General features: G+C 40.8%; 15 protein-coding genes and 1 tRNA gene. 6 read left to right on the forward strand and 10 right to left on the reverse strand.

Translation table 11 applies throughout. The features are described from left to right. Positions 1–56: 56 nt before the first annotated feature. The 3 genes from HM003_06160 to HM003_06170 all read right to left on the reverse strand — a co-directional run bounded on the left by HM003_06160 (position 57) and on the right by HM003_06170 (position 3,088). Positions 57–542, reverse strand: coding sequence for a hypothetical protein (locus HM003_06160; protein MBX5328919.1), 486 nt, complete (start codon positions 540–542; stop codon positions 57–59). A gap of 47 nt (positions 543–589) precedes the next feature. Continuing rightward, positions 590–1,903, reverse strand: a complete 1,314-nt coding sequence (locus tag HM003_06165) for an MFS transporter (GenBank protein MBX5328920.1) — start codon at positions 1,901–1,903, stop codon at positions 590–592. An 87-nt stretch (positions 1,904–1,990) separates the two neighbouring features. Next, entirely contained in the window at positions 1,991–3,088 is a 1,098-nt protein-coding gene (locus tag HM003_06170) for an aminopeptidase (protein MBX5328921.1), read from the reverse strand. A gap of 136 nt (positions 3,089–3,224) precedes the next feature. Here HM003_06170 and HM003_06175 point away from each other — a divergent pair. Further along, a tRNA-Ala gene (locus HM003_06175) sits at positions 3,225–3,299 on the forward strand. A gap of 10 nt (positions 3,300–3,309) precedes the next feature. On the opposite strand, the gene HM003_06180 is transcribed toward HM003_06175, so the two are convergent. The 3 genes from HM003_06180 to HM003_06190 all read right to left on the reverse strand — a co-directional run bounded on the left by HM003_06180 (position 3,310) and on the right by HM003_06190 (position 5,742). After that, on the reverse strand, positions 3,310–4,032 hold the full coding sequence (locus HM003_06180) for a hypothetical protein (protein MBX5328922.1): 723 nt from the start codon (positions 4,030–4,032) through the stop codon (positions 3,310–3,312). A 75-nt stretch (positions 4,033–4,107) separates the two neighbouring features. After that, on the reverse strand, positions 4,108–4,671 hold the full coding sequence (locus HM003_06185) for a manganese efflux pump (GenBank protein ID MBX5328923.1): 564 nt from the start codon (positions 4,669–4,671) through the stop codon (positions 4,108–4,110). Between the two features lie 6 nt (positions 4,672–4,677). Beyond that, positions 4,678–5,742, reverse strand: coding sequence for a pyridoxal phosphate-dependent aminotransferase (locus HM003_06190; protein MBX5328924.1), 1,065 nt, complete (start codon positions 5,740–5,742; stop codon positions 4,678–4,680). 156 nt (positions 5,743–5,898) lie between these two features. On the opposite strand from HM003_06190, the gene HM003_06195 reads away from it, so the two are divergent. Continuing rightward, the gene (locus tag HM003_06195) at positions 5,899–6,174 is read left to right on the forward strand and encodes a DUF167 domain-containing protein (GenBank protein ID MBX5328925.1); all 276 of its coding nucleotides are present in this window, start codon (positions 5,899–5,901) and stop codon (positions 6,172–6,174) included. 6 nt (positions 6,175–6,180) lie between these two features. On the opposite strand, the gene prf1 is transcribed toward HM003_06195, so the two are convergent. Both prf1 and fhcD read right to left on the reverse strand, forming a co-directional pair. Further along, complete coding sequence (prf1, locus tag HM003_06200; GenBank protein ID MBX5328926.1) at positions 6,181–7,446, reverse strand: peptide chain release factor 1; 1,266 nt, start codon at positions 7,444–7,446, stop codon at positions 6,181–6,183. A 68-nt stretch (positions 7,447–7,514) separates the two neighbouring features. Beyond that, positions 7,515–8,447: a formylmethanofuran--tetrahydromethanopterin N-formyltransferase gene (fhcD, locus tag HM003_06205; protein ID MBX5328927.1), complete on the reverse strand. Its 933-nt coding sequence runs from the start codon at positions 8,445–8,447 to the stop codon at positions 7,515–7,517. A 187-nt stretch (positions 8,448–8,634) separates the two neighbouring features. Here fhcD and HM003_06210 point away from each other — a divergent pair, with 187 nt between their 5' ends. Together HM003_06210 and HM003_06215 are read left to right on the forward strand one after the other, a co-directional pair. Continuing rightward, positions 8,635–9,531 (forward strand): F420-dependent methylenetetrahydromethanopterin dehydrogenase, encoded by an 897-nt coding sequence (locus HM003_06210; GenBank protein MBX5328928.1) that lies wholly within the window; start codon positions 8,635–8,637, stop codon positions 9,529–9,531. A 103-nt stretch (positions 9,532–9,634) separates the two neighbouring features. After that, a complete protein-coding gene (locus tag HM003_06215; protein ID MBX5328929.1) occupies positions 9,635–11,368 on the forward strand; it encodes a hypothetical protein in 1,734 nt (577 codons plus the stop codon). A 6-nt stretch (positions 11,369–11,374) separates the two neighbouring features. Here the strand turns inward: HM003_06215 and HM003_06220 are convergent, their stop codons facing one another. Next, positions 11,375–12,391 carry a phosphate uptake regulator PhoU gene (locus HM003_06220; protein ID MBX5328930.1) on the reverse strand — a complete coding sequence of 339 codons (1,017 nt, stop codon included), beginning with the start codon at positions 12,389–12,391 and terminating at the stop codon, positions 11,375–11,377. A gap of 150 nt (positions 12,392–12,541) precedes the next feature. Here HM003_06220 and HM003_06225 point away from each other — a divergent pair, with 150 nt between their 5' ends. Together HM003_06225 and HM003_06230 are read left to right on the forward strand one after the other, a co-directional pair. Then, a complete protein-coding gene (locus HM003_06225; protein MBX5328931.1) occupies positions 12,542–12,751 on the forward strand; it encodes a hypothetical protein in 210 nt (69 codons plus the stop codon). A 71-nt stretch (positions 12,752–12,822) separates the two neighbouring features. Continuing rightward, positions 12,823–14,040, forward strand: a complete 1,218-nt coding sequence (locus tag HM003_06230) for an ATP-grasp domain-containing protein (GenBank protein ID MBX5328932.1) — start codon at positions 12,823–12,825, stop codon at positions 14,038–14,040. Here the strand turns inward: HM003_06230 and HM003_06235 are convergent. Further along, positions 14,037–14,777: a hypothetical protein gene (locus HM003_06235; GenBank protein ID MBX5328933.1), complete on the reverse strand. Its 741-nt coding sequence runs from the start codon at positions 14,775–14,777 to the stop codon at positions 14,037–14,039. The genes HM003_06230 and HM003_06235 overlap by 4 nt on opposite strands. Between the last annotated feature and the right edge of the window lie 73 nt (positions 14,778–14,850).

Raw genomic sequence — 14,850 nt, forward strand, 5'->3', positions numbered from 1 at the left:
CATCGAAGACAATTCTACCCTGCAACTTTCATTTTTTGACAGAATACAAATTATGCCTAACCAAGCTTGTAGCCAATTTTCCTCAGAAACTCTTTTCTTGCTTTAACGTCCTCAGCCTTTTCCACGCCTTTACTCTTTACCCCGTCAACAACGCCCATGATCCCTCTTCCCTGTTCAGTTTCAACAATTAAGACTTCAAGAGGATTTGCCGTAGCAGCGTAAATGGTGCAAACTTCTGGCACTTTTTTGATCTTGTCTAAAACGTTTATTGGATAAGCATTTTTAATGAAAATTATGAAACTGTGACCACAAGCAATTTGGAAGGCTTTTTCCGCCGCTAACCGTCTTAATTCTTCATCGTTTCCTTCATGTCTCACTAAGCATGGTCCAGAACTTTCACAAAAGCCTATTCCAAATTTTATGTTAGGCACAGCGTTAACCAACGCTTCGTATAAATCTTCAACTGTTTTGATGAAGTGTGCCATGCCTAAAATCACATTGCAGTCCTTTGGTACTTCAACTTTCACGGTTTTAAATTCCAGCATTACACCATCTCCCAATGCTGTTTTTGTAAGCGTTAGCTTAAAAATTAAGCGTTGCTTTCAATTTTTCTCCTCGCAACCTTTATAGCAAAAATTATCATGCCCAACACCACTATAATTGATGACATGTAGAAGGCATTCACATAAGCTGCATGTCTAGGCAACCCAAACACTTCAATTTGAAAATCTGCAACTGGCCCGCCAACCAAAAATCCGGCAGGTCCCCAGCTTAACGCCATAACCGTATTGTATCTGCTGAGCAATCGTCCTCTTTTATGCTCTGGAATTATGTCTCCAGCAAAAGCGAAACCCACCGTATAGAGTGTCCAGAATGCTACGCCATTTAATCCATAAGTTAAAGCCATCATTGGAACATTTAAGGGTACGCTGTAAAAGAGTGGCGTAATTGCCGCGAGAATCAAACCGACGAATAGAACTTTGCTTCGTCCAATTTTATCTGCAAGTCCTCCAGATACTACACTGGCAAGCATGCCACCTACCGTCCAAGCGCTCAGTATAAGGCTCATTTCCGCGTCGCTTGCGTTTAGTCCTTCTGGCAAGTCGATAAAAAGAAGAAAAATCTGATTGATTGACGCAGCACCTAAAACTATGATTATGAGAGATATCAGGAACCACTTGTAGGTTTTTTCGCTTTCATTAGTGTATTCAATGTCATTTTCGTTGTTTTCCATGTTAATTTGTTGTTTTTGTTCATGGCTTCTTGTTTTTACGCGCCTTGACGTAAACGCCATTATCACTGTTCCCGCGAACAGTAAAACAGTAACTATGTAAAATATTGTGCCATTCCTAAACCCTTCTCCACTACAATATAGGAAACCCGCGAATATTATGCCAGTCATTCTACCTAATGACGCAATGAAGTTTAACGTTCCAACTACTTTTCCACGTATCTCGGGCGTTGTAACATCCGTAAGCAACGTTGCCCATCCAACATCTGACATCGACCAAAAAAACTCCAATATGGATAAACCAAAAATTATCGCCAAGCCCGCAACGAAACTGCTTCCAGCATCTATTAAGGATTTGTGAGTGATAAACACGAGTATGTAACTGAATGCAGCTATTGTTTCGCCAATAATTATCAGTTTTGTTCTAAGTCTATAACGGTCACTTATTCTTCCCCACAGCAAGTTCTGGCCTAAGGCAGAAGCCACCATGTTAAGTGTTCCAAGAGCTGCAGTTAACGTGGTTTTTGGCATTAGAGTGTAAAGGTAGTTTATCATAAAAGTGTAGAAAACTCCCCTTCTCACAAATGTTAAAAACTGGAAAAGTCCCAAATTAAAAAACACATGAACACTAGATGCAAGATTAAGCGAGTTTCTTTTAATGGGATTTTCCATTTGAAAGGTCACTTCAGTTTTTCTACTTGTTATGGTGGCATTCTTGGTTTGCATCTAAAATGAAGATAGAGGAATGGATAAAACTTGTTATATTAAGAACTTGCCATCCTTGTAGAATAGTTTGTCGTCCGCGTAGATTTCTCCGCCCTTCTTCATGTCTTTTAGAATGTCCCAGTGAATTGGCGACTTGTTTACGCCTCCAGATTCTGGGTAAGAGTTTCCAAGAGCCATGTGTATTGTTCCGCCCATTTTTTCGTCGAAAAGCATGTTTTTAGTGAATTTTGTTATGGCATAGTTTGTTCCAATAGCTGCTTCTCCAATGCGTTCTGCGCCTTCAATTTTAAGGACTTGCTGCAGAAACTCATCGCCCTTTTCTGCCGACGCCTTCACAACCTTTCCGTCTTTGAACGTGAGTTTTATGTCTTCAACTTCTCTTCCGAAAACTAATCCTGGAAAAGTAAATCTTATCGTGCCGTTCACTGAGTTTTCGATTGGTGCAGTAAAGACTTCGCCGTCTGGCATGTTTTCTTTTCCACCGCAGTTTATCCATCTTCTGCCCTTTGCGTTAAAAGTTAAGTCTGTGTCTTCGCCTACTACGTGAATTTCACTGGCTTTGTTCAAGAATTCACAGATTTTCTCTTGTTGCTTATAGATTTTCTTCCATTCTGCTATAGGATTTTCTTTATCTACAAGGCAACTGTTGTAAACGAAGTCTTCGTATTCTTCAAGTGCCATCGCTGCTTCTTGTGCTTGAGCATTTATAGGATATGGTAACGCTGTCCATTTGAGTTTGCCTTCAGCGACGCGTTTGTAGAAGATTGCGCTTATTTCATTTCTGGCAGCGGCGAAAATTCTTGTTCGAGTTGGGTCTATGTTTGTTAACCTTTTTGGGTTTGGCTCGCAAAAGACGGAAATTCGCGTGTCTATGTTTTCGATTAGGAATTTTTCAAATGATGAAACATAAGTGAGCTGATGTTCTTTAGCGTACTTGAAGAATGTGTAAGTAGTGTCAAGCTGTGGCATTATAAATGGATAAGCATCACTTAACAAGCATTCTTTGTAGATTTCATGCATCAGCGGAAACGCTTGCACATTCCCCTGAATAAGCACCTTCTCCTTAGATTTCACATCCACAGAATAATGAACACAAAGCTTTGCAAGCTTCTCAACCCTCGCATCAACCATTGCAAACCACCCTCTCAGAGAGAACACTAAAGAAACACAAATAGAATGTTTAAGTTTAACGGTCACACTCGCCTACGTCTCCAAAACAAAACCTAAATACTACCAAAACGTGAAAGCAAGTCGGAAAAACACTTGTGGGCCGGTAGTTCAGTTTGGTATGAACGCCTGACTTGCACTCAGGAGGTCGGGGGTTCAAATCCCCCCCGGTCCACATAACTTCGTCACGAATGTTTGCTTTGTTGTCGCCGGTAGATTTTTCTGACGGCTTCTTCAAAATCTGCTCCATGTCTCAAATAAGCAGATATTTCCTTGTTAAGAAGGTCTGTTCCCATGTCTAATCCCCAATGGTTTATATATCTTTTCAAGAGTTCGTCGTAAAGCTCCGTAGCATCAACTTCTTCCATGTCAGCAAACTCAGTTTTCATTTTCTTATGCTCCCCCCTCACATCGTTAATGGTCAATTCATGAGGCAACTCAGATCTTTTTGAAAACCCATAAATAGCCATAGCCGTTCCAAGAATTAAGAAGAGTATAGCAACGAAAATGCCACCTAGAAGACCAGTTGGAACTGTCATTAACGCGGCTATTCCGCCAAAAAGCAGAAAGAATACGCTTGCGTAGATGAAAGAGTCGGCTTCTTTGCGGTGTCGTTTTGTCAAGCATTCTAGGCATAGATGAAGCGTTGCTTCTGCATCTCTTGTTTTAAGGTCGTAGATGTAAAGGCATTCACTGCAAAAATTTCCGCCACAATCATTGCAAAGACCTATTGCTAACCTCTCACCATGATTAAAACACTTAGGTAATCCACCGCTAATTTCCGGCGGGACAAGAAATACCCCTCTGCAATACATGCACTCTAATTGTAAAGCATTCGGTGGAATAATTTTTTTGTAGGGAGCGCCACAGAATGGGCATGTTACAGCTTTTGTTTTCTTTTCTGTCAAATGCTCCCACTAAAGACTAAGATGACTTTCTATTGTAATTAGGTTTTTCTAAATAGGAAACCTGAAGAAACTCACTTAGACTAAGTGCTCAATCAATATCTTTAATCCAATACCGATGAGGATGAGGCCACCAACAATTTCTATTTTCTTTCCAAACACTTCTCCAAGTTTATTACCAGTAGAAGCCCCGAAGAACGACAACAAAAACGTTACAACGCCAATAATTATCGCTGGAATCGCTATTGAGGCTATTTTCAAAAATGCGAAACTTATCCCAACAGCCAAAGCATCGATGCTTGTGGCAATCGCTAAAATCAACAAAACATGAACGCTCAATGTCTTAACCTTTTTCTCTTCTTTTACTTTCCTTATTGCCTCGTAAATCATTTTGCAACCAATAAAACCCAAAAGTCCAAATGCTACCCAATGGTCAAAACCCGATATAAAATCTATTAAACCGAGACCAATTGCCCATCCGATTATGGGCATGAACGCTTGAAAAGACCCAAAAAACGTTGCCATTTTCAAAGCGTCGCTGTTTCTTGAATGCTTCGTTGTTATCATGCCATTTGCGACTGAAACGGCGAAAGCATCCATCGCCAACCCAAGTGCAATAATTATAATCTCAACAATTTCCATTCGGCATCAACTTCTGTAGGTCTCCAAGGCTTTTTCGAAAGCCTCAAATGCTTCAGCAAGGTTTGGGTTATCTGGGTTTACGTTGCCTAGACCCAATCTTACCATGTTTGATTTTACTAGTTTATAGTTGCTTTTGAAAAGAAAGAATGCGCCGGGAACTGGAGTCAAACCGTGCTTTGGTATTGCGTGCTCATTTATCCATCTATAGGTATCTTTTATCGGTAGCTCAATCCAGTAAGTCACGCCAGTCTTGTTAGGAAAATATCTAAAACCCCTTTCACTCAACCATTTCTCCGTTTCGCTTTTGATGCTTGTCCATTTTTGTTTATGTTTCTCAAGTTTGTCCATGTCTTTTTTGAGCAACTCCGCTGCAATCAATTGTACAATACTTACGCTACCGCCTATTGTGTTCACCACATCATTGTATAACTCTTCAACCAAGTCCTCTTTAGCCAAAGCTATGCCGAGTCTCAATCCGCCAAGACCATACGCTTTCGTAAAACTAGTCGTGACTATGCCTAAATTTTTGTCGATGGAAAAAAGTGTAGGAACCACGCTTCTGTCAAACTCCGCGTATATTTCATCACATAAAACATAAAAACCGTATTCGCTAGCGGCCGCCATAATCTCTTTCAACTCGTTTGCATTGGCTATTGTGCCGCTTGGCGCATGAGGATTCGTCAACACAAGCAATCTAGTTTTTTCTGAAACCTTTTTCTGCAGTTCTTCCACATCAAGCCTATACGCTTCGCTCTTTCTTCTTTCCAATCGTTTCACACATGGAAAATGTTCCTGCACTTGCCGCAGTAATGGCTCGTACGTTGGATACTCAACTATTGCTTCTCTTTTCTTTCCGTCCTTTTCAGCTAGATATCTAATTATTCGTGCGTTTTGGCCTGAGGCTCCCTCGCTGGAGATGAAAACATTTTCGGGCTTTACGTTGTATCTTTGAGCTAGAAGTTCTGACAAGAGTTTTGAGTAGTTGGCGTTTAAGTCAACTTCGCCCAACGTCAAGTTGTATTTGAAATAGCTGATGCCGCTTGAGCGGAAATCATACTTTACTTGTGGCACGTGGATATACCAGTTTAGATACAAGGAGGAATGTTTCGTTATTGACACCTTGTAATTTTGGAAATGTGCTGCTCATACTTAGGGATTTCCGCTTTTAACATCATATTTTAAATGTCTTTTTATACGATTGAGCAAGCATCCTAGTTGGTTTTCGTTATGAAAATTAGCGAAGTGAAAAACGGCTCAATCCTGGAAGTTTACGTAAAGCCTAGTTCTAAAGAATTCAAGATAACAGTTGAAGGGGATGAAGTTGTTGTTTTCTGTAAAGAAGAGCCTTTAAAAGGCAAAGTTAACAGAGAGCTTGTGAAAGAGGTTTCGCGACTTTTTGGTAAAAGAGTGAAGCTTGTTTCCGGATTTGCCTCTAAAAATAAAAAATTGCTGGTATATAGCATTGGAAAAAGTGAGATAGAACGTATTTTATCAAGCGTGTAAGTTTTTCTAATCTCTTTGAAGGTTAAACCGCAATATCGCGGCTATTCCGCCAAAAGAATTTTTGAGCATCTGTCCTTCTTCTGTTTCGCCTGATATTACTTCCACTTCCGTGTTCGTATATTCAGCTAATTGTGCAAAATTCTCTATCAACTCTTGCATTTCTGCAATAGCTAAAGATGGAGCTTTACATTTTGGACAAGGTTTTCCTACCAGGCTTTGTTCAAAGTTTGTTAGCATCTGGTTTTTGATGGTTTCTTGTTCTTCATAGCCGCACGCATTGCATTTTATTTTAACACGCACTATGTCAATTCCTTCAGAAAGCAGCAAAGTTCTTACAGCGCCTGCTTCTAATGCTTTTCTAACTTCTTCTTCGCCGTACGTTGCCATTCCAGTGTCATGTCCAATTTCGTAAAGAAATTGCTGCATTACCCTTTTTTCTTCTATATAACGTATCTTCCGCATGATTTCCGGCGCCTTATCAACAACTTCCTTAACGCCTTGTTCGTCCACGTAAGCCGTGTCAATAACATCTATGACCTTCTCCTTCAACATGTAATTCAAATAATCACCCTTTTCAAAGTCAAATTTAGTCGGTCCTGGACCCGCAATTATCAAGCCCTTCAAGTTTTCTATTGGCAAAAATGTTTCGTTGGCATGCTCGCCCAGTCGCCTAAAGTATTCTTGAAGCCTCATCTCTCTAAGTCGTTCATATCTTCTTGCTGATTGTCCACCAGCGCGGGTTTTTCCCGGCACACCTGATGATATTTGCCTTACTATTTCAAGTCTTCTGCCTTGGAGTGTTGCGAGCGTGGCGGCTGAAGCATCTACGAGGAGTATGCCATACGTTTCCTTTTCTCTCAGAAGCTCCTGCAAATGCTCCGTGTGAAATCGCGAATCGCACCTATACAAGTAGATGTGTATCGGTTCAGGCGGAATAATCACGTAAGTTTCGATTCTTTCGCTTCCAGCACCATTTTGTGGAATTGCACCACAAAATATTACAAGTCCATTTTCTGGCGTTTCTTTGAACAGTTTAAGACGCTGCTGAACCTTGACAATAGCTTCTTGGACATTTTTGCGTGTTGTTGTGGATTTTATGTTTGACGCTGTGCCATATTCGTCTCGGAGCATGTTCATGACTTCGCTTATCTGCTTTCCCGGTGGAACGTAGAGCGAAACGAGTTCGGTGCCGCGTCCTTCTTTGCGCGCTAGCGTGTCCAGTGTTTTTTTAAGTCTAAACAGTTCCAGCGAAGTTCTTTTTGGCGTGCTCAACGGCTTTCACTAATCTTGTCTAGCGTAAAGCTACATGACAAGCAGCAAATTAAGAGTTTGGGAGAAATTTAGGGTAATCCGATAACTTCCTTCAAAAATGCCTTGTATGGACCAAGCTTTCCGCCATAGTTGCCTGCTGAAATTCTTACAACGCCTAGCACGCTTGCTGCAGCTTTCACTCCTGCGCTCATAGCCTTTTTTACAGCATCCACTGTCAAACCATTAACAACAATTTCGTAAACGCAATTTACGCCTTCTGAAAGCTGAGAATCCGGCACAACGGTTCTTAATCCGGGACAGAATGGATGGTTAGTTGATGCTTTAAGCTTGTATTTTAAAGAACCCGCCTTAGAGCCTGAACGGCAGATTCCACCGGGAAAAGGCATTATTACTTCACTTGCTTTGGCTTTGATTGCGTTTACTGCTTCTTCCGCCGCTTTTAGTCCACTTAGTTTGTCTTTAGCCATGATTAGGAAGTTTCCACCGGCAACGGCTTCTACGACTCCGAAAGTGTCTTCAACTATGAAGTCTCCTTCCATGACTGGAATTTTCCAAACTTTTCTGTTGCCAACCAAACCTTTTCTTTGGAAACCATCGCCGAACAATCGTATGGCTCTGCCAACTTTCAGTTTCCTTTTAGCATTAGGTAAGGCGTCAAAGGCTGAGGTGGTTGGACAAGTCATTATGCATTGTCCTATTCGCGTTATCATCTGGTTTTTCAAGTCGAACCTATTGCGGTTATATATCTGGATTAAAGCGCCTACGCGGTTGTCGGGGGTTTTGTCTGCTGAGACAACGCCTTCCAAACTTGCTTCAGCTGGTGACATGATTACGCTTGTTGCAAAGCCTGTTGCAACTGCTGCAGCTGTCAAAGCCCATTTTTCATTGTCAGCCGTTATTAATACGCGTCCAGCCCATAATGGAAACATCTCAGCAAAGGTGTCTACAATTTCGCACGTGTTTCCGTTTTCTGCTTTGTAAATGAATTTTTCTTCGGTCATGCGTTTGTTCCTCTTCACGGAATTTTACTATACAGAAAAGAGGAATTGGTTTAAATTCTTTGGCATTTATGGCATTGTTAGAAGCCCATCATAAAATGGCTCTGAATCTCTTTAAACCGTAGTCGTGAAATCCTTATAAACATCATTTTCTAAATACGGCTTTAAGTTTGACTATTAGGTGTGTTCCTTGGAAAAAGTCAAAATAGGTGTTGTTAAGTGCGGCAACATCGGCACTGCTCCCTTGCTTGAGCTTCTTCTGGACGAACTTGCTGATAGAGAAGACATCAGTGTGCGTAGTGTAACGACAGGCTCGAAGATGGTTGCTGAGGATGTGGCTGAAGTGTTGCCGAAAATTTTTGATTTCAACCCCACCTTTGTAATATTTATATCACCAAACCCCGCCGTTCAAGGACCCACAAAAGCCAGAGAAATACTTTTAGAAAAAAGAATCTCAAGTATTTTCATATCAGATGCGCCGGGAAAACGCCTTAAAGAAGAATTTGAAAAGCATGGTTTTGGCTATATTATTGTTATGGGCGACCCACTCATTGGGGCGCGAAAGGAGTTTTTGGACCCTACTGAAATGGCAATTTTCAATTCTAACATCATTAAAGTTCTTGCGATTACTGGCGTTTACAAGATGGTATATCAAGAGATTGATAGGCTTATACATGGCTACAAGGCTGGAGCAACTCCGGAACTTCCATGTTTAATAATAGACACCGAAAATATCAGAGATCACTCAGACTTTAGAAATCCCTATGCGAAAGCAAAAGCTATGGCGGCTTATGAGTTAACTAAAAAAATAGCTGAAGTTAACACGCGGGCTTGCTTTGCAGAAAAGGAGAAAGAAAAGTATATCCCACTCGTTGCTTGCGCTCACGAAATTGCTCAAGCAGCAGCCGACTTGGCTGAAGAAGCAAGAGAAATTGAAAAATACTCTGACACGTTAGTTAGACGGCCGCACGCTAAAGATGGAAAACCAAAAATAAAGGATAAATTGTTGTTGCCGCCTTCTTTTGATGAGGAAATTTTTCAGAAATGGCTTAAAGGTTTTAGGTTATCAGCAGAAAACGTAACCTAAAGATAGGAATTCGTTTTATATACGTTATTAGTATGTATATATGGTATTTCGATTAGGTATATATATTTTGCACTTAACCTATACATCCAAAGGTGACAAGTCCATGAAATCACTTGAAATAACTCCATTAGAAGGAAAAACGTTAAGGGTCATAATTGTAGAAAAAGAATACAGCGAGCCCTTCTGGCTTACAGAACCACAAAACAACTGCACCCCCAAAAACCCCCTTTCATCCGTTTTTAAACCATCCATCGCCTTCACTAATTTCCTCGAAAAACTTGTTGACGAGGCAAACCCTGACATTGCAACAGAAGAACAGGGAAACCGTTCTGTCGAGAAACTGGGCCAAAATAATGTTATTGCCCAATTGTTCCAGAAAAAAAGAATCCCCTTCTCGCTGGTAGACATTGACGAAAACGCTAAAGGCTATCTAATTTCCCTAATCGAAGAAAAGAAGCAACTCAGAGACCGCATAGTCGAAGCGCTAGAATCGCTACCATCCAAAGAAACCGACACACAAAGCATTGAAGAAGAATATCTTATGGCTTATGGGCAATGTTTGCAGCAAGAAATAGATGAAATGGAACGGGAAGCAAAGTTCTCAGTAAGGGAAAGTTGGATTGTAATGGGCATCCTTGAAAACGCTAAGAAAATCGAAAAAGAAGAAGTTACATGCCTTCACCTATCCAGTCCAGAGCACGTCAACGGCGTAAAAAAGCTGCTGGAATCAGTGGATGTGGAAGTAGAAACAATTCAGCCTACAAAAAAATTACTTTTTTCAAACAAAAAAGCACCGCCAGAAGAACTTGAAGATTTGCTAAGGTCTATGCAAATTCAAATCAAACCTGTAATCAAAAAAACTGCGGAAGAAGCGCCAAACATACTCTTCTTTCTGGACACGGACAAAAGAGCAAGCCCCTTTGACATTTGCATGGCATACGACGCAGGATTCAGTGTAGTAGTGCCCTATGAGAACGTGACGCCAGAAGAAGCAAAAAGAATAGTGCAAGACGCCATCTTCTCCAGAGACCCAAAAGGAATCAAACACACAACATTCTTCATAGGCGGAAAAGACATGGAAAAAGCCGAAGAAGTCTTAAAAGTTGCTCGTGACTCAATGTTTCCACCTTTTGAGGCCAGCACGATAATCGACCCAGCCGGAGCCTACACGACAGCTGCTGCCATGATAGCGAAAGTCGAAGAAGCCTTAACGCGTTCAAAACTTGGAAACCTAAAGGACAAACGTTGCGCAATTTTTGGCACAGGCGCTATTGGAAGAGTTGCGGCTATTCTTCTGGCAAGACTTGGATGTGATGTCAAAATTGTGAGTCCGAATCCAGACCGCGCTGACGGAGAAGAATACGTTGCAAAACTGGCGAGTATGCTTCAAAGCAAGTACGGTGTAACTGTGGAAGGAGTTTTCGCGCCGACACCAGCGAAGAAAGTGGAGGTTATAGAAAAATCAGATGTAATATTCTGCGTCTCCGTAGCGGGTGTTCGAATAATCAGTAAAGAAATGCTTAATGAAATTAAGCTTGCAAAAGTAATTGCTGACGTAAACGCTGTCCCACCATTGGGAGTTGAAGGAATAAAACTTGAAGACGACATGAGAGAAATAGCTCCGGGAATCTTCGGCATTGGCGCATTAACCATTGGCAGGTTGAAATACAAGCTGGAGCGAGAAATTCTTAAGGAAGCACGAAGAAACGGAAAAGGCACAATATACAACTATAACTATGCATTCCAGTTAGCAAGAAAAATCTTGAAAGGAGAAATCTCCCCTACCAAACTCGCTGTAACCCTAAGCTATCCTTCCAAAGAAAAGAAAGGCTCATGAACAAGTTCAAAAAGATGGCTTGTAAGAGCGGTTAATAGTAATTTCAGCAATATCCGCCGCAAACTCTGCTATTCGCCGAATGCTATCCCGTAAAGAACAACAAGCACAAATAACCTCAGTGCTTTTCTCTTTCGAAAAAGCCAAAGCCGCTATGTCTTGGTCTAATTTTTCTATTTTTGCTTGACTTTCAATGATTTCGTCAGAACACTTCACATCATTCGTGAGCAAGGCGTTTACAGCTTTGTCGTAAGAAACCAGAGCATCGCAACCTGCAGCGTACATTTTCTCCAAAAGCTGCTCGGAAACTTTCTTTCTTCTTCCTTCAAGCATTATGAGGTGTTTAGCTATGTTAGCAGCTTGGTCTGCAACTTGTTCAATGCGGTGTACGAGAGTTTGATAGTCGAGGCAGTCGATGGGTTCAAGGTCAAGTTGATTAGCTAATGTGGAGTCGACTGCTGCTCTGCGAAGTAGACGCAGTAGGAAGAAGGAGAAGTGGTCAACTTCATCGTCAAGTGTGAAAACCGATTTTGCAAGTGCTGCATCTTGATTTTTTAGGGCTGTGAAGGCGTCGCGGCACATGGAGCTGGATATCTTGTACATTCTGGTGATTCCAGCTTGGATTGACGCTTTGGACTCGTCTATTAGCGTTGCGATTTGCATCTCTTTCGTGTCAGCTTCCATGATGCGCATGTAAAGCATCTGAACTATTCCGCGAATGGCTTTTTGTTGGGCTACAGTGAAAAATTTGGTTGAGACTAACTTTATTGTTGAATAGCCGTTTAAGTAACAGGCGATTATGCTGCGTATCACGAAAATATCTTTCTCGTCTGGTTCTACGTGAAGGGTTATTTTGCCTGTTTCCCTTTCTTTTTTTGCGCCGGGGAAAACAACGAGTGAGCGGTCACGGTTTATGGCTATTGAGACGACGTCTCCTTGTTTTAGTTCGTTAAGTTGAGTCCAGTGTTTTGGTAGAGAAACCACAAGTGAAGAGCGTCCGAGGGACATGATTTTTCTTTGTTCCATGTCTGGTTCACTTCACTGTATTAGTGTGAAGATTGAGATATATACTTTTATAGACTGTATAGCGTCGCATGTTCCAGTATACTTGTGAATATTTTTAAATAATAACTGGCTCATATGTTCTCTTTAGGATGCATAGGAGAGTGAACATGTTTGACAGAAGTTGTTGAAAAAGGATTAAGAAAAATTGGCATAACAGTTTCCAAACCAATCTTGGCTGCAATCTGCATAGTATTCGGCATAATAGTCATAGCCTGGAGCGAGTTTCTAAACCTCGTAGTCGGCATATTCTTCATAATAGAAGGCGTCTTACTGTTAACTGATTACTTAGAAGTCAAACGACAACAGCCAACATCATCTTAAGCCAAAATTTATTATTCTTTCCATTTTTCTTTTCTACTATTAATAATTAGGTTCGCTCAAGGTAAAAGTAATTGCAAGAAACTGAAATTCAAAATTTATTGGTAATCGGAATCGACACAGTTGCCATCGCTAAATCTGCAACAAGAGCAGGCTACAAAGTTTATGTAGTGGACTTTTTTGGTGATTTAGACCTCAAGCGAGTATGCGTGTCTTGTAAGTCAATAGTTAAACAGAAACGTGGAAAAAGCTACGGCAAAATAGAATCCAAGTTGAAATCTGAGGCTTTTTTAAAGATAGCGAAGGCGTGGCTTAAAGAGCATAAAATAGATGCGATTCTGCTTTCTTCCGGCTTAGATGATGATTTTGAAGTGTTAAATGATTTAAACGATATTGCTCCAATCTTGGGCAACTCGCCGAAAATCATTAAGAAAGTTAGAGAAAGACACTGCTTTTTCGAAGAACTCAAGCGTTTAGGCATCGAACATCCAGTGACAACTATTGTTAAAAATGCTTACGAGGCAAGAAATGCAGCTGAAAAAATGGGATATCCAGTTGTGTTTAAACCTGTCAAAGGTTTTGGAGGAGCTAACATAAGAACTGTGCAAGATTCTGGAGAGGTAGAAAGAGTATTTAATCAAACCTCAAACGCTAGTGAGTATGTTTTGGTTCAGAAATTTATTGATGGCATCCATGCAAGCGTGTCTTTCATAGCAAATGGTGATGATGTTAAGCTTCTGACACTGAATGAGCAGTTATTGGGATTACGTTTTCTTAGTCAAGAAGAACCTTTTGGATATTGTGGAAATATTGTCCCGTTAAAATGTTCTAGTAGAGTTATTGAAAGATGCGAGCATATCGCCGAGAAAGTCGCTTTACGCTTTGGTCTTAAGGGTTTAAACGGCATTGACTTGGTAATTTCTAAAGATGGCAATCTATGCGTGGTAGAGGTGAATCCTAGATTTCAGGGAACCTTTGAATGTATTGAAAAAGTTTTAGGAATTAATTTGGTGGAGTCACACATTAATGCATGCTTACATGGTTCTCTCCCCACCATAAAAGAGCAAGCCTCAATCTATTGCACACGATTAATTTTATACGCGCCTAGACGCATCGCTGTCCCCGATTTGACAGTGTTTCCTGAAATTCGAGATATACCATTTCCAGAAACCATAATCGAGAAAGGAGAACCCTTATGTTCAATCATCACAGAGGGAAAAACGCGTGATGTCTCATTTCAGAAAGCCAAAAAACTAGCCAAATCGATTTACAGTTTGCTCCATCCAGCTTAATCGTCTAAAAGAGAAAAGTGCATTTTACGAATAACACTAATTATTGGGAGCCCAACCATTACTGTTATCGCTGCGGACATTGCGGACTTTATTGATGTTTCAACTGCGCCTAGCGCCCATATGGCTTGGAGATCTTGCACTCCGTAACCATAGAATAGTTGGTAGGTTTGGCATGGTACAAAAACGAAAATGCGAAAGAGGACATCAGCTTCTAATCCTATGAAAGTGCTAAGTGCTAGAATGTATAGCAGACTTGCCTTAGATTTTATATTCCATAGGTTTTTCCATTTCGTCAACACGATAACTAAAATTAAAAGGCATCCAAAGGCGAAAAACACGTCCCACATGCCCCAGAACGCCACATCTCCTAGCTGCCATACAACTGGTGTGGCGAGAAAAGCGCTAAGCAAAATCGTATAATAGATTAATGGTATTTTCCATTTTCCTCTGAAAACAAGAGCAGACATCATAGCTCCGATTGGAGCGCCGAGAGTGAATAGAAATTCGTAAACGTCCCGAAAGTAGATGAAATGTCCAATCATCACTCCTATAAAGTTTGAAAAGAAGCCGGTTAATGGTCCTAGTATTATTCCTGTTATGGGTTCGGATATGAAAACCCAACTGTACCAGACGCCTGAAAAAGGCAGAGGCGGTCTTACTAATGAATCGCATATGATGTTGAATGCGGCAAAAACTGCGACTAGCGTTATGAACTTTGAATCTTTTATTTTCTTCATTAAGGCACCAAGGTTTTTAGTGATATTTCCGAAATCTTTTGCGTTAAAGTATCTTAAGCCTTATTATTAACTT

The sequence above is a fragment of the Candidatus Bathyarchaeota archaeon A05DMB-5 genome (assembly GCA_019685655.1).
Classification (GTDB): domain Archaea; phylum Thermoproteota; class Bathyarchaeia; order Bathyarchaeales; family Bathycorpusculaceae; genus DSLH01.